The organism is Haemophilus parainfluenzae, assembly GCF_003253005.1.
GTDB lineage: Bacteria > Pseudomonadota > Gammaproteobacteria > Enterobacterales > Pasteurellaceae > Haemophilus_D > Haemophilus_D parainfluenzae_M.
The window spans coordinates 12,112-28,561 of record NZ_QEPZ01000001.1 but is presented as its reverse complement, the minus strand read 5'-3'; the positions used below and the strand labels follow the sequence as shown (position 1 = coordinate 28,561).

Here is a 16,450-nt window from a genome sequence, read left to right as displayed (position 1 = left end):
AAAGTAACATTTTTACAACAGTCATTTTATTGGGAAAAAGTAATGCACTGGATAATCCAAAAAACAATCAATTTTTTAAAAAAAACACCTGAAAATCCAACCGCACTTTTCATTGAAAAACAAGATAGTCTGGCTGCGGAAGTCCCTGTTTCTCTTGTCTATAATGGTATTGCGCATACCGTCATGATGTGTTCTCCACAAGATTTAGAGGATTTTGCTTTAGGCTTTTCACTCGCAGAAGGTATTATTGAGAAAAAATCGGATATTTATGGCATTGATGTGGTGGAAGTATGCAATGGTATTGAAGTGCAAATTGAATTGTCTAGCCGTCAATTTGTGGCATTAAAAGATCATCGTCGAACATTAACAGGCAGAACAGGATGTGGCATTTGCGGCACAGAACAAATCTCACAAGTTTATAAAAAATTGCCAAAATTAGACCGCACTTTCCAAGTTAATTTAAATTTATTAGATGGCTGTTTAGAACAATTACAAGCCAATCAAGAACTCGGAAAAGAAACAGGCGCAACACATGCAGCGGCCTTTTTTGATTTATCCGGCAATTTACTTGCGATTCGAGAAGATGTAGGGCGACATGTAGCGCTAGATAAATTAATTGGCTGGCATGCTAAACAAAATCAACCGCAAGGATTTGTACTTGTTTCAAGTCGAGCCAGTTATGAAATGGTTCAAAAATCGGTAGCTTGTGGTATCGAATTACTTGTTGCGATTTCTGCAGCAACAGATCTTGCCGTCAATATGGCTGAACAACACAATCTTTCCCTTATCGGCTTTGCTCGCCCAGGAAAAGCCAATATTTATTCTGGGAAAGAGCGATTTGTTTTAGCTTAGTTTCATATGTTAAAAAAAAGTGCAGTCAAAACATTCTTATTTTTGACCGCACTTTTTTTTATTCCGTTTATTCTTTTGGCGATTTACCCTCTAAGAGTACTTCAGAAACCCAACGTTGAGTCAGGCGTTTGCCTTCTTGATCCGTACCAAATTTCATAAAATCAATATCTATCAGTTTTAATTTGCTAGCTGGCAGGAAACCTGGTGCAGGTTCTGCATGGATATTGGTTGGAAGTTGATAAGAGTCTGATTCTTTCCAAGGAATTTCTTGGGCTTCTTTGCTTAGCACAAAATCCATAAACAGTTTGGCATTATCAAGATTTCTAGATCCTTTAATGATGCTTGCCCCGCCTAAAGAATAACCTACGCCTTCGCATGGTAAAATACCTTCAACTGGCGCACCATTTTTCTTCTCACGCAGGTAAACCAGCATAAAACCTAAATCAATCGCTACGGTACCGTTAGCCAAATAGTTGCTCGCAAGACCTGTTTTGGTATGTTGCATGAGATTAGGTTCTAATTTTTTCAAATAATCGAAAGCTTTTTCTTCTCCCCATAATGTGGAAAAAGTACTGATAAGTGAATAACCTGTACCCGAAACGCGAGGATCTGGATATTGAATTTGACCTTGATATTCTGGTTTTATCAGATCTGCATAACATTTTGGGGCAGGAATATTCAATTCTTTCAATTTTTTAGTATTGACCCCAATGCCTAGTTCCATTAAGTAAATAATAGAAGTGAAATTACCACGTTGCTCCATTAAAGATTTAAATTGTGGCATGATGTCTTTTTGTAATGGGGAACGATAGGATTCAAGTAAGCCTAATTCAGCCGCTTGAAGATGAGGTTCAATGGTGCCACCAAACCAGAAATCAGCTTGTGGGTTTTCTTTTTCAGCTTTAATTTTGCCTAATACGACGCCTGTACTATTACGCACAAATTGTGCATCTACATTGTATTTTTTACTAAAGGCTTGCGTGACTTTTTCGCATAGTACGTTTTGTACGCTGCAATAGACGGTAAGTTTTCCTTCAGCCTGTGCGTGAGAAGTGTACGCGAGGGCGGTTAGGGCTGAAAGTGCGGTTAATTTTAGCGTTGTTTTAATTGACATTGTGTTTCCTTTTGGTTCCTTAATTTATAAGTATTGTTAGGGCGGCTAATATTAAGCGGATGGGGGATATTTGTAAATATATTGTTTAAAAGTATAATTCCCACTATAATCCCTGTAAATTTAACCAGATTAAAATAAGAGCAATGGATATTTCAGAATTACTTGATGGCTTGAATGATAAACAACGTGAAGCAGTGGCTGCACCACGTGGCAATTACCTTGTGCTTGCTGGTGCTGGAAGTGGTAAAACTCGTGTATTGACTCATCGTATTGCTTGGTTGATTGCCGTAGAAAGTATTTCTGAAGGCAGCATTATGGCGGTTACTTTTACCAATAAAGCCGCTGCTGAAATGCGACATCGTATTCAAGATACTTTATCCAAACATGCTCAATCCAATTTATTTGGCATGTGGATTGGCACATTCCATAGCATTGCCCATCGATTATTACGCGCTCACCATTTAGATGTGAACTTGCCACAAGATTTCCAAATTTTGGATTCTGAAGATCAGCTTCGTTTAGTGAAACGCTTGATGAAATTACACAATTATGATGATAAAGCGTTTCCGCCGAAACAAGCGTGCTGGTATATCAATAATAAAAAAGATGAAGGTTTAAGACCGCAAGATATTAATGATTTTGGTGACCGTCAGGAAAAAGAGTGGATTAAGATTTATCAAATTTATCAAGATACTTGTGATCGTGCGGGCTTGGTGGATTTTGCTGAATTGTTAATTCGTGCGTATGAATTATTTGCTAAAAAGCCCGTGATTTTGCAACGTTATCAGCAACGTTTTCAGCATGTTTTGGTGGATGAGTTTCAAGATACCAATAAAATCCAATATGCCTGGATCAAAATTCTTGCCGGTAATACGGGCAAAGTGATGATTGTGGGCGATGATGACCAATCCATTTATGGTTGGCGTGGTGCACAGGTCGAAAATATTCAAAAATTCCTAAAAGATTTCAATGCTGAAACTATTCGTTTGGAGCAAAATTATCGCTCTACCGGCAATATTCTGAAAAGTGCCAACCAACTTATTTCGAATAATAGCGATCGTCTCGGTAAGAATTTATGGACCGACGGTGAAATGGGCGAGCCAGTTGGTATTTATGCAGCATTTAATGAGTTAGATGAAGCGAAATTTGTGGCGTCTCAAATCCAAAACTGGGTAGATGACGGTGGGAAATTAGATGATTGTGCTGTTTTATATCGTAGTAATAGCCAATCTCGTGTCATTGAAGAAGCCTTGATTCGTTGTCAAATTCCTTATCGAATTTATGGCGGGATGCGATTCTTCGAACGCCAAGAAATTAAAGATGCGTTGGCATATTTACGTTTAATTAATAATCGTCAAGATGATGCCGCGTTTGAACGAGTAATTAATACCCCTACACGTGGTATTGGCGATCGTACTTTAGATGTGTTACGAAATTTAACCCGTGAACGTCAAATTACCTTATGGCAAGCTGTGCAAGTGGCCACACAAGAAAATATGCTAACGGGGCGAGCTTCAACTGCATTATTGCGTTTCCAGGAGTTGATTAATTCTTTACAGGTGGATACAGCCGAGATGCCACTGTTTGCACAGACCGATTTCGTGATTAAACATTCTGGCTTATACGATATGTATAAACAGGAAAAAGGCGAGAAAGGTGAAGTGCGCATTGAAAATTTAGAAGAATTGGTGACGGCAACCCGAGAATTTATCAAACCTGATGAAGCAGAGGATATGACCGATCTTACCGCCTTTTTAACTCATGCTTCTTTAGAAGCGGGAGAAGAGCAGGCTTCGCCGCATCAATCTTGTGTGGAAATGATGACCTTACACTCTGCAAAAGGCTTGGAGTTCCCGCGCGTATTTATGGTGGGAGTAGAAGAGGGCGTATTCCCAAGTTTCCGTTCATTTGAAGAGCCTGGTCGTTTGGAGGAAGAACGCCGTCTTGCTTATGTGGGCATTACTCGAGCTAAGCAAAAACTGACGATTTGTTATGCAGAAAGCCGTCGTGTTTACACGAAAGAAGAACGCCATTTACCTTCACGTTTTATTACAGAATTGCCACCAGAGTGTATTCAAGAAATCCGTTTGCGCGGAACGGTGACTCGAGCATTAAACCAAGCGAAAGTAGGAAGTTTAAGCACGAGTTTGCCAGAAAATGAATGGAAAATGGGACAAAAAGTGAAACATGAAAAGTTTGGTTTTGGCACTGTCATAAACGTTGAAGGCTCAGACAATAACACCCGTTTACAAATTGCTTTCCAAGCTCAAGGCATTAAGTGGCTGATTGCGCATTTGGCAAAATTAGAAAAAGTGCGGTAGAATCGGGAGGATTTTATTGCAACGAGTATGAATAGTAGTGTTCATATTCAATATGCCAGTGCGAAAACGTTCGAAGAAACGACCGCACTTTTATCATGTGGGAAGTAGATGTTTAAATTTATTTTAAAACGTATTTTAATGGTGATTCCTACCTTTATCGCCATTACTTTTGTGACTTTTGCTCTCATTCATTTTATTCCGGGTGATCCCGTGGAGATTATGATGGGAGAGCGAGGTTTAACACCCGAAGTTCATCAACAAATGATGAAGCAACTTGGTCTTGATTTACCGTTGTATCAACAATATTTCAATTATATTGGTAATGTAATACAAGGCGATTTTGGTGAATCATTCCGTACTCGACAACCTGTTCTGAGGGAGTTTTTCACGCTCTTTCCTGCCACGTTTGAATTGGCTTTCTTTGCGCTATTTTGGTCGTTAATTGCTGGCATTACGTTAGGAACGATTGCGGCCGTCAAAAAAGATAGCTGGATTTCTCATACTGTGACAGCCATGTCCTTAACTGGTTATTCCATGCCAATTTTCTGGTGGGGATTAATTTTGATCTTATATGTTTCACCTTGGTTTGGTTTGCCACAAGGGGGACGTTTAGAAGACAGTTTCTGGATCGATACACCAACCGGTTTTATGTTAATCGATACTTGGCTTTCAGGTGTGCCAGGCGCTTTTGAAAATGCAGTTAAGTCATTGATTCTACCAGCTATTGTATTAGGTACTATTCCACTTGCAGTAATTACTAGAATGACACGTTCTTCAATGTTGGAAGTGTTAGGGGAAGATTATATTCGTACTGCAAAAGCGAAAGGCTTAAGTTATTCCCGAATTGTCATTTTTCATGCGCTACGCAATGCACTTATCCCTGTTGTGACCGTTGTGGGCTTGATTGTAGGACAATTATTATCTGGTGCAGTTTTAACCGAAACAATTTTCTCATGGCCAGGCATTGGTAAATGGATCATTGATGCGATTATCAATCGCGATTATCCCGTCTTACAAGGCGCCGTGTTGATTATTGCTACAATTATTATTGTGGTGAATTTGACGATCGATTTACTTTATGGCGTGGTAAACCCACGTATTCGCCATCAATAAGGAGCCTTATTAATGACGGAACAAACTCTATCTATTGAAACTTTTGCTCCTCGCACACCGTTGCAGGAGTTTTGGTTTTATTTCAAACAAAATAAAGGGGCGGTGATTGGCCTCACTTTTATCCTTGCTGTGGCATTAATCAGTATTTTTGCCCCTTGGATAGCACCTTTTGATCCTATCGAACAAAATCGTTCAGCTTTATTGCTACCACCAGCTTGGTATGACGGTGGTAATTCTGCTTATTTACTGGGTACAGATGACATTGGCCGAGATATTCTTTCTCGTATTATTTATGGTACACGCATTTCTGTTTTTGCGGGTTTCATTATTGTGATTTTATCTTGCATTTTAGGGACGAGTCTTGGTTTGCTTGCCGGCTATTATGGCGGGGCATTAGATACATTAATTGTTCGTTTTATTGACATTATGTTGGCTATCCCAAACTTGCTTTTAACCATTGTGGTGGTGTCAATTTTAGAGCCTTCTTTAACGAATGCGACGTTGGCGATTGCCGTGGTATCCATTCCAAGTTATGTGCGTTTAACACGTGCGGCGGTATTGAATGAGAAAAACAGAGATTATGTCACCTCTTCACGAGTGGCGGGAGCAAGCGTATTACGTTTAATGTTTATTGTCATTTTACCGAATTGCCTAGCACCTCTCATTGTACAAATGACGATGGGGATTTCTAACGCTATTTTAGAATTAGCGACTTTAGGTTTCTTAGGTATTGGTGCCAAACCACCAACACCAGAATTGGGTACTATGTTATCTGAATCACGTAGCTTTATGCAGGCTGCAAACTGGTTGGTTACTATTCCAGGTTTAGTAATTTTATCGCTTGTTTTAGCATTTAACTTAATGGGTGATGGGTTGCGTGATGCACTCGATCCAAAATTAAAACAATAGGGGGCAGAATGGCATTGTTAGATGTAAAAGCGCTTTCTGTTCACTTTGGTGATGAAAAAGCACCTTTTAAAGCGGTGGATCGTATTAGCTACCAAGTTAATCAAGGCGAAGTATTAGGCATTGTTGGAGAGTCGGGTTCAGGGAAATCAGTGAGTTCCCTTGCAGTGATGGGCTTGATTGATTTTCCAGGGCGTGTATCAGCGAAAGGCCTAGAATTTGACGGAAAAGATCTTTTAAGCTTACCGCCAAAAGAAAAGCGGAAATTAGTTGGCGCAGATATTGCCATGATCTTCCAAGACCCGATGACAAGCTTAAACCCTGCTTATACCGTAGGTTTCCAAGTTATGGAAGCGATTAAGGCGCATCAAGGCGGCAGCAAAAAAGAACGCCGTGAACGCACCTTAGAGCTATTACGCTTAGTCGGTATTCCTGATCCTGAATCACGTATTGATGTTTATCCGCATCAGCTTTCTGGCGGGATGAGCCAACGCGTTATGATTGCTATGGCGATTGCATGTAAACCGAGATTGCTCATTGCAGATGAACCAACCACCGCACTGGATGTGACCATTCAAGCTCAAATTGTAGATTTGTTGCTTGAGTTACAGCAAAAAGAATGTATGTCGTTGATTCTGATCACGCACGATCTTGCGTTAGTTGCAGAAGCGGCGCATCGTATTATTGTGATGTATGCGGGACAAGTAGTGGAAGAAGGACGAGCAGAAGATATTTTCCGTGAACCAAAACATCCTTACACTCAAGCGTTATTGCGTTCTTTACCGGAGTTTGCAGAAGGTAAATCTCGTTTGCAATCTTTACCCGGAGTGGTGCCAGGTAAATACGATCGCCCACAAGGCTGTTTGTTAAATCCACGCTGTCCGTATGCAATGGATCTTTGTCGACGAGTGGAACCTGAATTGCGCCAAGTAGGGAATAGACAAGTTAAATGTCATACCCCATTAAATGCCCAAGGAGAACCTAGCAATGTCTGATGTCGCACAAGAAAATGCTCCATTGCTCAATGCCATTGGGCTGAAGAAATATTATCCTGTCAAAAAAGGGATGTTTGCTAAAACACAGCAAGTGAAAGCATTAGATGGCGTGTCTTTTTCCTTAGAGCGAGGTAAAACCCTCGCTGTAGTGGGTGAGTCAGGTTGTGGTAAATCGACGCTTGGTCGTCTTTTGACGATGATAGAAGAACCGACAGAAGGGGAGTTATATTACAACGGGCAAAATTTCTTAGTGAATGATCACGAAACGAAAGCATTGCGCCGTCAGAAAATCCAAATTGTGTTTCAAAACCCTTATGCATCACTAAATCCGCGTAAGAAAATCGGCACAATTTTGGAAGAACCATTAGTCATCAATACCAATCTATCGGCAAAAGAACGTAAAGAAAAAGTGTTATCCATGATGGCGAAAGTGGGATTAAGTGCCGAGTTTTATGATCGCTATCCACATATGTTTTCGGGTGGTCAACGTCAGCGTATCGCGATTGCTCGTGGTCTAATGCTTGATCCTGACGTGGTTGTAACGGATGAACCTGTTTCAGCTTTAGACGTATCTGTTCGTGCACAAGTGCTGAATTTGATGATGGATTTACAAGCTGAGCTTGGTTTATCTTATGTGTTTATTTCACATGATCTTTCAGTGGTTGAACACATTGCTGATGAAGTGATGGTGATGTATTTAGGCCGCTGTGTTGAAATGGGCACAAAAGAGCAGATCTTTAAAAATCCACAACATCCTTATACGCAAGCTTTACTTTCAGCGACACCAAGATTGTCACCTGAATTACGTCGTCAACGGATTAAATTAACCGGGGAATTACCAAGTCCGATTAATCCACCAAAAGGCTGTGCATTTAATCCACGTTGTTGGAAAGAGACCGATAAATGTCGAAATGAGCAGCCTAAATTGGAAAAATATCCTGATGGTAAGCTCATTGCTTGCTTCCATCTCGATTAGAAAAGAGAAAAGAAAATGACCGCACTTGAGTAAGTGCGGTCATTTTTTTAGGCGTTTTGATTGCGATAGCGTAAGTTGAATAAGACAAAGATTCCTAGTGCAATAATGGCTAATGCTGCACCACTAAAGCCAATGTATTCAAGCCCTACATGTCGCATAATTTGATTCCCGAAGAGTGCTCCAGCTCCAATTCCCGCATTAAAAATACCCGAGAAAATGGCTGTTGCTACGTCAGTGGCATCGGGGGCAAGTTGCAATACACGCATTTGTAGTGCTAAACCAATGCAGGAAATGCCAATTCCCCAAATAAAGGCTAAGGCAAACATTGTTGCGGTATAGCCAGCTGAAGTAAGCATAAATCCTAAAGAAAGCGCTAATAACAGTATCGCATGGATAATAAATTGTGCGGCACCTAAACGGTATAATCGGTTAAAAATCACACTAGCGGTTACACCTGAAATGCCAAAGACCAAGAGAATCATAGTGGCGAGATTAGGATCCATATGTCCGATTTGAATCATAAATGGCTCAATGTAGGTGTAGGCTGTAAAGTGGGCCGAAACAATAATTACCGTGGTTGCATAAAGTCCAATTAATAGTGGACGTTTAGCCAAAATAGGCAAACTTGAAACTGACCCAGCATTTTTACTCGGTAATGTTGGTAATAAGCGAATAATTAAGAACATTATCACCAAAGCTAATATACCAATAATCGAAAAGGTAATGCGCCATCCCACAAGTTGACCGACTAGTCGTCCTAGTGGCAAACCGAGAATTGTAGCCAGTGATGTGCCAATGGCTAACATACCAATTGCTTGTGTCTTTTTATTTTTAGGTGCAACACGCATCACTAAAGAAGCGGTGATGGACCAGAATACGGAATGGGCCACCGCGATACACATACGGGCAATAAGAAGAATCCAATAATTCCATGCAATTACGGAAAGAATATGTCCGATGATAAAAATGATGAAAAGCTTAACGAGTAAGCTTTTACGTTCCATTTTACCTGTGGCAAGCATTGCAGGCAGGGACATAATAAGAACTGTCCAGGCATAAACGGTCATCATTAAGCCGACATCAGAGGTTTGCATATTAAAGCTTTGTCCGATATCGGTGAGTAAAGCAACAGGTACAAATTCCGTGGTATTAAAAATAAAAGCGGCGCAAGCCATGATAACTACGCGCCAAAATTGAGTTTTTTCTGCTTTTTGGTAAAACGACATTATTTTAATTTCTCTTTAATTAATTCCTTAAGTTGATGGCGGACATTTTTATCGATATTTAACTTATATTGTGGGGCGTAACAGCTATCGAAAAAACGAATAGGTAATGCAAGTTTTTTGTATTTTTCGTTAGTCGATCTTAAAGTTAAATCGATGTCGCATTGTACATTATCTAAATCAATGGCTCCAGAACCCTCACCTAAAAGTGCGGTTGTTTTTAATCTTATTTTATCCACTGTGAGTAAGTGGTTTTCAAATAAAAGATGTGACTCAAGACGCTCGTAAGGGGTGTTCATATTTCTACTGGCGGTTAAATCACTGTTGTAGTTAATTGGTAAATACTGTGCCGCCATATCCAATAAATTTAATCCTAAAAGTTCACCATTTTGAGCATCGAAACTAAATTCTCCTTTGGTGAGTCCAGAATTGGTTAGCGCGAGTTGGATATTAAAATCAGCATTACCGGTTAATGTATTGGGAACATTCAGTAAGGCGGTGATCTGTGTCATTGGGAAATTTTTACCGGAAAAATTGACCGCACTTTGTTGCTCTTTATGACTAAATTTAAAAGTGGCTAAACAATGTTGGCAATCTGGCTGTAAATAGGCATTGACTGTTTTAACCGGTTTTGAGAAATCAACGTAAGTTTCAATGTAACCCAGTGGTTGTTGATTTAAACGGGAATTGACAAATTGAATCAGATTTTTGCCTTGATGGTTTAGGTTAATATTTCCCTTGCTAAATACAAACTGATATTTTGTATTTGTGCCATAAATCGGTTTATCAAGAGAAAGAGTAATCGCACTTTCACCTTTAAACGCAATGTTTTGGTTAAAAATATTTTTAAGTGAAAAATCAGTAAAGCGACCATGAATATTGGTATAGTTTAAGGCTTGTTCACTGAGCTTAAAATGAGTGATTTGTACTTCTTCTAAAATAGGGTTACCTGAAAACAGAGGGAAGAGCGAAAATTTAGCTTCAATGTTTTCAGCTGAAAGTTGATGGTATTTCAAACCCGATAAATTTACCGTTGGTTGAGGTAGAAGGCTTAGTGAAAAATCATGTGCTTGAATATCATATTGCGCTAAATGATCGGCAATACTATTTTTCAGTTGATTAAGTTGAATGTAGAAAAAAGCAAAGATCGCAAACAGCACGATCAACAGGCTAATTGCGATCTTTTTCATTGATTAATCCTCATTAATTCGGCTAGCCACCGCATTTTGCTGATGTTTATATTTGGCATCTTTACGACTGGTGTAAGGGCGCGCTGCTGGGCCACTCAACACTTCAAAACTCAATGCACCAATCACCATATTCGGACGCAATGCTAAAGGTAATCTGCCGGAGTTGTAGAATTCCAACACAATTTTACCTTCCCAACCAGGGTCGATACGATGAGCGGTCACATGCACCATTAAGCCTAAACGGGCAAGAGAGGAACGACCATCTAGCCAGCCGATAATATTGGCAGGGAGTTTTACAGACTCTAATGTGGTCGCTAACGCCAACATACCTGGATGTAAGAAGAAGGCTTCATCATCACCGATAATAATTTCATCACTCATTACGGATTCAAGTTGAGCTGAGACCTCTTCTTTCGGGCCACTTAAATCAATATAAGGGGCTGAATGTTCACGAAATACGCGAAATGAATTGCCTAAACGCACATCAATGGTTGCACCATTGATTTTGTCGTTGTCAGGACGAGGCGTTAAAGAAATAATGCCATCATCTAGATAGCGTTCGATATCGGTATCGCAAAGACGCATGATTTTTCCTATTTTTGATTTAATAAATGAAGAATTTGAGCTTTTAACATATTAATCGCAATGCGGTTTTTACCACCACGAGGAATGACGATATCCGCATATTGTTTTGATGGTTCAATAAATTGCAAAAACATTGGACGAACAGTTGCACGATATTGGTCAATTACAGATTGTAATGAACGGCCACGTTCTTCCATATCACGTTGTAAACGTCGGATAAAACAAATATCTAATGGTGTATCCACAAAGACAGAAATATCGGCTAACTGGCGAACTCGTTCATCTGTAAGCAATAAGATCCCTTCTAAAATAACAATTTTCTTTGGCGTAAAGTGTTTGGTTTCGCCTGTTCTGGTGTGCTCAACATAACTGTAGACAGGAATATCCACAGCAGTTCCGTTTTTTAAGTCTTTTAAGTGTTGAATAAGTAAATCTCTGTCCATTGAATTCGGGTGGTCGTAGTTCATTTTCACACGTTCACTCATTTCCAAATGACTTTGATCTTTGTAGTAGCTATCTTCCGCAATGATACCAATTTCTTGGCAACCTAATTCATTACAAAGTTCTTTGTGAACGGTAGATGCAATGGAGCTTTTTCCTGAAGCGGATGCCCCTGTAATGGCGATGATGATACAAGATGAGTTTGACATAAAACGTCCTCAAAAAAACGGAAGGTAAAAATTATTGGGATTATAAAGAAAAATCAGTTTAAATTCACCTTTCTTTTTTATTTAAATTTTTTAAATTTGTGAAGTAGTTCACGGAAATTTCTTTCATTTTCGCTTACGATGTGTTCGTTTTTATTATTTCATCAGTGTTATTTATGAGGAGTGTACGATGAAAATGAATAAAATTTCTCTCTCCATTTCAACCGCACTTTTAGCCGCAGGCTTCATGACATCATCAGCTGTTAATGCTCAAGGGCGTTTGGTGGTGTATTGTAGTGCGACCAACATTCTTTGTGAAACGACAACGAAAGCGTTTGGCGAAAAATATGATGTGAAAACCTCATTTATTCGCAACGGTTCAGGCAGTACTTTTGCAAAAGTTGAAGCAGAAAAAAATAACCCGCAAGCAGACGTATGGTTTGGTGGTACATTCGACCCTCAAGCACAAGCGGCTGAATTAGGCTTAATCGAACCTTATAAATCTAAACACATTGATGAAATCGTAGAACGTTTCCGTGATCCAGCGAAAACCAAAGGACATTACGTATCCGCTATTTACATGGGGATCTTAGGTTTTGGTGTGAATACCGAGCGTTTAGCAAAATTAGGTATTAAAGAAGTACCCAAATGCTGGAAAGATTTAACCGATCCTCGCTTAAAAGGTGAAGTGCAAATTGCTGACCCACAAAGTGCGGGTACAGCTTACACCGCGTTGGCTACTTTCGTTCAACTTTGGGGCGAAGATAAAGCGTTTGATTTCTTAAAAGCATTACATCCAAACGTATCGCAATACACCAAATCAGGTGTTACCCCATCTCGTAATGCAGCACGAGGTGAAACTGCAGTAGGTATCGGTTTCTTACACGATTATGCACTTGAAAAACGTCAAGGCGCACCATTGGAATTAGTGGTTCCTTGTGAAGGTACCGGCTATGAGTTAGGTGGCGTGAGTATCTTAAAAGGTGCGCGTAACATCGATAACGCAAAATTATTCGTGGATTGGGCATTATCTAAAGAAGGTCAAGAGTTAGCGTGGAAACAAGGTGATTCTTTACAAATCTTAACTAACACCACTGCGGAACAATCGCCAACTGCGTTTGATCCAAACAAACTTAACCTGATCAATTATGACTTTGAAAAATACGGTGCGACCGAACAACGCAAAGCCTTAATTGAAAAATGGGTTCAAGACGTTAAATTAGCGAAATAATGTTTAAAGTGCGGTTGAAAAACATGAGATTTTTTGACCGCACTTTTGCCATTTTAGCCCCACTAAATAGTTTTTTACGTGGGTTTCTACGATGAGCGTCTAGGCTCATCTTATTTTATAAACACAGGAGTGAACCAATGAAAATGTCTAACGTTGCTTTAGCACTTTCTGGTGTTGTATTTGGTGGAGTGTTACTGAGTTCTCACGCATCAGCAGCAGGCCGTTTAGTTGTTTATTGTAGTGCACAAAACACGATGTGCGAGCAAGAGACCATGGCTTTCGAGAAAAAATACGGTATCAAAACCAGTTTTATCCGAGGTGGCACAGGCACAATTTTAGCCAAAATTGATGCTGAGAAAGACAACCCTCAAGGGGACGTGTGGTATGGCGGTACGCTTGATCCTCATTCTCAAGCAGGTGAAATGGGCTTACTTGAAGCTTATAAATCCGCAAATCTCGCGCAAATTCCTGAACAGTTTAGAGATCCCGCTAAAATTAAGGGAAACTATTCCTCCGCAATTTATCTCGGTGTATTAGGCTTTGGTATCAATCCTGAACGTTTGAAAAAACTTAATTTACCGACACCAAAATGTTGGAAAGATCTAGCTGATCCTGCTTATCGTAATGAGATCCAAGCGGCAGATCCACAAAGTTCTGGAACAGGTTATACTCAGTTAGCGACCTATATTCAACTTTGGGGGGAAGATGAAGCCTTCAAATATCTCAAAGAACTCAATAAAAACGTTTCCCAATATACCAAATCAGGTAATACCGCAACCCGTAATACGGCACGTGGTGAAACCGCAATCGGAATTGGTTTTTTACATGAATATTCTTTAGAGAAAGCAAAAGGAGCTCCAGTAGAATTAGTCGTACCTTGTGAAGGTACCGGTTATGAAATCGGTGGTGTGAGCGTGATTAAAGGTGCAAGAAACCTTGAAAATGCGAAATTATTTGTGGATTGGGCGTTATCAAAAGAAGCACAAGAGCTAACCTGGAAAAAAGGGGAAGCGTATTCTATTTTAACCAATAGCACCGCTGAGCAATCGCCTTATGCGCTCGATTTTAAATCCATTAATTTAATTAATTATGATTTTGACAAATACGGCTCAAGTGATTTACGTAAACGTTTGATCACCAAATGGGTTGATGATGTTAAATTAGCAAAATAATGATGTATACATAGCGAAATAATAGCTATTATATTATTTCGCTTTTTTCTTTTATGCGAGGTTGTATGAACGCAAATAAATTTCCTATTATCCAATCTGCTAACTTTTGGATAATTCTTGCTATTATTGCATTTCTTCTTCTGCCTTCCCACGCTTTAGATTATGGCTTGTTTGAAAGTACAAGTGATGAATACCTCGGTGCAATGGGTTGGTCTTCGTTAAATATTACGGCATTATGGTTTTTACCGGTTCTTTTATACGGTTTGATGCCACTTCTTAAATTACCGAAGGATACGCAAGCGAAAGCAGAGCTTTATCTTGTTGCTGCGGCGACATTGTTTATCTTTGTCAGTGCGACAATTTATAAAGTCAGCATGGGTTATTCAGTGATTGTATTAATCGCGAGTTTAACCGCATTGGCGACGTTTTCTTTCGCTAAATTGAAAGTGATGCAAGGGGATAAATTTATTATCGCCTCTTTACTTTGCATTATCTTATTAATTTTCTTCTTCATCGTTTATCCAACATTGGCAATCTTTGTTTCAATGTTCTATGACGGTGATACCTTTGCACCGCAACAAGTGATGCGAATTCTGACTCAAAGCTATATTGTACGTGTTATTAGTAACTCGTTATTCTTATCTGGCTTTGTAGGTATCGTATCAACGATTTTCGGTTTAGCTTTTGCACTTTATACCACCCGTATTGCTCGTAGAACGGCATTTATTGGTAAAATTTTCTCTATTTTACCAATCGTTACACCACCATTTGTTGTGGGCTTAGGGGTAACATTGATGCTTGGCCGTTCAGGTTATGTGACAGAGTTCTTAGCTTCAACATTTGGATTTGAGAACCACAACTGGTTATACGGTTTTAACGGAATTGCCATTGCACAGATTCTTGCTTTTGCACCGATTTCATTCATGATTTTAGATGGGGCATTAAAATCTGTTCACCCATCAATTGAAGAAGCGTCTTACACCTTACGTGCAAATCGTTACCAAACCTTCTTCAATATCATCTTCCCATTATTGCGTCCGGCATTGGCAAACTCATTTTTAATCGTGTTTATCCAATCCTTAGCTGACTTTAGTAACCCGTTAGTATTGGGCGGTAGCTTTGACGTAATCGCAACACAAATCTACTTCTATATTGCGGGCTCACAACTAGATTATGCTTCAGCAAGTACCTTAGGTTCGATGCTTTTAATCTTCTCATTAGCCGTATTTATCATCCAATATATTTGGATTGGTAACCGTTCTTATGTGACCGTTTCAGGCAAATCCTATCGTGGTGATGTACAAGATTTACCTACCGGCTTGAAATATACCATCATCGGTATGCTTGGTTTCTGGGTACTCTTTAACTTAGCGTTATACGGCAGTATTTTCTACGGTAGTTTCACCGTAAACTGGGGCGTAGATTACACCTTAACCTTGAAAAACTATGCGATGTTATTCGGCCAAGGTTTAAGCGATGGAGCATGGCCATCATTGATTAATACCTTAATCTATGCGGGAATTGCCGCACCATTGACCGCACTTTTCGGTTTATTAATTGCGTATATTGTGGTGCGTAAAGATTTCCAAGGTAAAAAATCTCTTGAGTTCTTAACCATGCTTTGTTTTGCGGTACCAGGAACCGTTGCAGGGGTATCTTATATTTTAGCCTTTAACAATGCGCCGCTTTATATTACAGGTACTAGCATTATCGTGATCATCTCAATGGTCATGCGTGATTTACCAATCGGTATGCGTGCAGCCATTGCAGGTCTTGGTCAATTAGATAAATCACTCGATGAAGCATCTCTTTCTTTAAAAGGTAGCTCATGGAAAACCTTGTGGTTTATCGTTTTACCATTGTTAAAACCAGCGTTACTTTCTGCATTGGTCACCAGCTTCGTTCGTGCGATGACCACCGTGAGTGCGATTATCTTCTTAGTCACCGCTGATACACGTGTGGCAACCGCCTATATTTTAAACCGTGTAGAAGATGGTGAATATGGTGTTGCGATTGCATACGGTTCGATTTTAATCATCGTGATGATGGCCATTATTTTATTCTTTGACTGGATTGTGGGTGATACCCGAATTTCCCGTTCTAAAGCGAAAAAAATGAATTAACT

At 39.6% G+C, this 16,450-nt stretch carries 14 protein-coding genes; 9 read left to right on the top strand and 5 right to left on the bottom strand.

What is annotated here, in order from left to right; translation table 11 throughout:
* Positions 1-42: 42 nt before the first annotated feature.
* Positions 43-852, top strand: a complete 810-nt coding sequence (gene fdhD / locus DPV97_RS00125; RefSeq protein ID WP_070714300.1) for a formate dehydrogenase accessory sulfurtransferase FdhD — start codon at positions 43-45, stop codon at positions 850-852.
* 67 nt (positions 853-919) lie between these two features.
* Here the strand turns inward: fdhD and DPV97_RS00120 are convergent, their stop codons facing one another.
* Positions 920-1,966: an ABC transporter substrate-binding protein gene (locus DPV97_RS00120; protein WP_049381459.1), complete on the bottom strand. Its 1,047-nt coding sequence runs from the start codon at positions 1,964-1,966 to the stop codon at positions 920-922.
* 143 nt (positions 1,967-2,109) lie between these two features.
* On the opposite strand from DPV97_RS00120, the gene uvrD reads away from it, so the two are divergent.
* From uvrD to DPV97_RS00095, 5 genes are all read left to right on the top strand, one after another.
* Positions 2,110-4,287 carry a DNA helicase II gene (uvrD, locus tag DPV97_RS00115; protein ID WP_070714302.1) on the top strand — a complete coding sequence of 726 codons (2,178 nt, stop codon included), beginning with the start codon at positions 2,110-2,112 and terminating at the stop codon, positions 4,285-4,287.
* Positions 4,288-4,395: 108 nt separating this feature from the next.
* Positions 4,396-5,400 (top strand): ABC transporter permease subunit, encoded by a 1,005-nt coding sequence (locus DPV97_RS00110; RefSeq protein WP_070714304.1) that lies wholly within the window; start codon positions 4,396-4,398, stop codon positions 5,398-5,400.
* 12 nt (positions 5,401-5,412) lie between these two features.
* The gene (locus DPV97_RS00105) at positions 5,413-6,309 is read left to right on the top strand and encodes an ABC transporter permease subunit (RefSeq protein ID WP_070714306.1); all 897 of its coding nucleotides are present in this window, start codon (positions 5,413-5,415) and stop codon (positions 6,307-6,309) included.
* A gap of 8 nt (positions 6,310-6,317) precedes the next feature.
* Positions 6,318-7,301 (top strand): dipeptide ABC transporter ATP-binding protein, encoded by a 984-nt coding sequence (gene dppD, locus DPV97_RS00100; RefSeq protein ID WP_070714308.1) that lies wholly within the window; start codon positions 6,318-6,320, stop codon positions 7,299-7,301.
* Positions 7,294-8,277: a peptide ABC transporter ATP-binding protein gene (locus tag DPV97_RS00095; RefSeq protein ID WP_070714309.1), complete on the top strand. Its 984-nt coding sequence runs from the start codon at positions 7,294-7,296 to the stop codon at positions 8,275-8,277. The genes dppD and DPV97_RS00095 overlap by 8 nt, the downstream gene beginning before the upstream one ends.
* A gap of 47 nt (positions 8,278-8,324) precedes the next feature.
* Here the strand turns inward: DPV97_RS00095 and DPV97_RS00090 are convergent, their stop codons facing one another.
* From DPV97_RS00090 to udk, 4 genes are read right to left on the bottom strand one after another with little or no spacing between them, the layout of a single operon-like run.
* Positions 8,325-9,503: a sugar transporter gene (locus DPV97_RS00090; RefSeq protein ID WP_070714312.1), complete on the bottom strand. Its 1,179-nt coding sequence runs from the start codon at positions 9,501-9,503 to the stop codon at positions 8,325-8,327.
* Positions 9,503-10,690, bottom strand: coding sequence for an AsmA-like C-terminal region-containing protein (locus DPV97_RS00085; RefSeq protein ID WP_070714314.1), 1,188 nt, complete (start codon positions 10,688-10,690; stop codon positions 9,503-9,505). The genes DPV97_RS00090 and DPV97_RS00085 overlap by 1 nt, the downstream gene beginning before the upstream one ends.
* A gap of 3 nt (positions 10,691-10,693) precedes the next feature.
* Entirely contained in the window at positions 10,694-11,275 is a 582-nt protein-coding gene (gene dcd, locus DPV97_RS00080) for a dCTP deaminase (RefSeq protein ID WP_070714316.1), read from the bottom strand.
* Between the two features lie 8 nt (positions 11,276-11,283).
* On the bottom strand, positions 11,284-11,925 hold the full coding sequence (gene udk / locus DPV97_RS00075; protein WP_070714318.1) for a uridine kinase: 642 nt from the start codon (positions 11,923-11,925) through the stop codon (positions 11,284-11,286).
* A gap of 187 nt (positions 11,926-12,112) precedes the next feature.
* Between udk and DPV97_RS00070 the strand changes: the two genes are divergently transcribed.
* The 3 genes from DPV97_RS00070 (at position 12,113) to DPV97_RS00060 (ending at position 16,448) form a co-directional block, all read left to right on the top strand.
* Positions 12,113-13,153: an ABC transporter substrate-binding protein gene (locus DPV97_RS00070; protein WP_070714321.1), complete on the top strand. Its 1,041-nt coding sequence runs from the start codon at positions 12,113-12,115 to the stop codon at positions 13,151-13,153.
* 137 nt (positions 13,154-13,290) lie between these two features.
* A complete protein-coding gene (locus DPV97_RS00065) occupies positions 13,291-14,325 on the top strand; it encodes an ABC transporter substrate-binding protein (RefSeq protein WP_070714323.1) in 1,035 nt (344 codons plus the stop codon).
* Positions 14,326-14,390: 65 nt separating this feature from the next.
* Positions 14,391-16,448, top strand: a complete 2,058-nt coding sequence (locus DPV97_RS00060; protein ID WP_070714325.1) for an ABC transporter permease — start codon at positions 14,391-14,393, stop codon at positions 16,446-16,448.
* Positions 16,449-16,450: the final 2 nt, after the last annotated feature.

What these genes read in the sequence shown, in the direction of transcription:
- fdhD (WP_070714300.1), top strand. Translation starts at nt 43, where the DNA reads ATGCACTGGATAATCCAAAAAACAATCAATTTTTTAAAAAAAACACCT.
- DPV97_RS00120 (WP_049381459.1), bottom strand. Translation starts at nt 1,966, where the DNA reads ATGTCAATTAAAACAACGCTAAAATTAACCGCACTTTCAGCCCTAACC.
- uvrD (WP_070714302.1), top strand. Translation starts at nt 2,110, where the DNA reads ATGGATATTTCAGAATTACTTGATGGCTTGAATGATAAACAACGTGAA.
- DPV97_RS00110 (WP_070714304.1), top strand. Translation starts at nt 4,396, where the DNA reads ATGTTTAAATTTATTTTAAAACGTATTTTAATGGTGATTCCTACCTTT.
- DPV97_RS00105 (WP_070714306.1), top strand. Translation starts at nt 5,413, where the DNA reads ATGACGGAACAAACTCTATCTATTGAAACTTTTGCTCCTCGCACACCG.
- dppD (WP_070714308.1), top strand. Translation starts at nt 6,318, where the DNA reads ATGGCATTGTTAGATGTAAAAGCGCTTTCTGTTCACTTTGGTGATGAA.
- DPV97_RS00095 (WP_070714309.1), top strand. Translation starts at nt 7,294, where the DNA reads ATGTCTGATGTCGCACAAGAAAATGCTCCATTGCTCAATGCCATTGGG.
- DPV97_RS00090 (WP_070714312.1), bottom strand. Translation starts at nt 9,503, where the DNA reads ATGTCGTTTTACCAAAAAGCAGAAAAAACTCAATTTTGGCGCGTAGTT.
- DPV97_RS00085 (WP_070714314.1), bottom strand. Translation starts at nt 10,690, where the DNA reads ATGAAAAAGATCGCAATTAGCCTGTTGATCGTGCTGTTTGCGATCTTT.
- dcd (WP_070714316.1), bottom strand. Translation starts at nt 11,275, where the DNA reads ATGCGTCTTTGCGATACCGATATCGAACGCTATCTAGATGATGGCATT.
- udk (WP_070714318.1), bottom strand. Translation starts at nt 11,925, where the DNA reads ATGTCAAACTCATCTTGTATCATCATCGCCATTACAGGGGCATCCGCT.
- DPV97_RS00070 (WP_070714321.1), top strand. Translation starts at nt 12,113, where the DNA reads ATGAAAATGAATAAAATTTCTCTCTCCATTTCAACCGCACTTTTAGCC.
- DPV97_RS00065 (WP_070714323.1), top strand. Translation starts at nt 13,291, where the DNA reads ATGAAAATGTCTAACGTTGCTTTAGCACTTTCTGGTGTTGTATTTGGT.
- DPV97_RS00060 (WP_070714325.1), top strand. Translation starts at nt 14,391, where the DNA reads ATGAACGCAAATAAATTTCCTATTATCCAATCTGCTAACTTTTGGATA.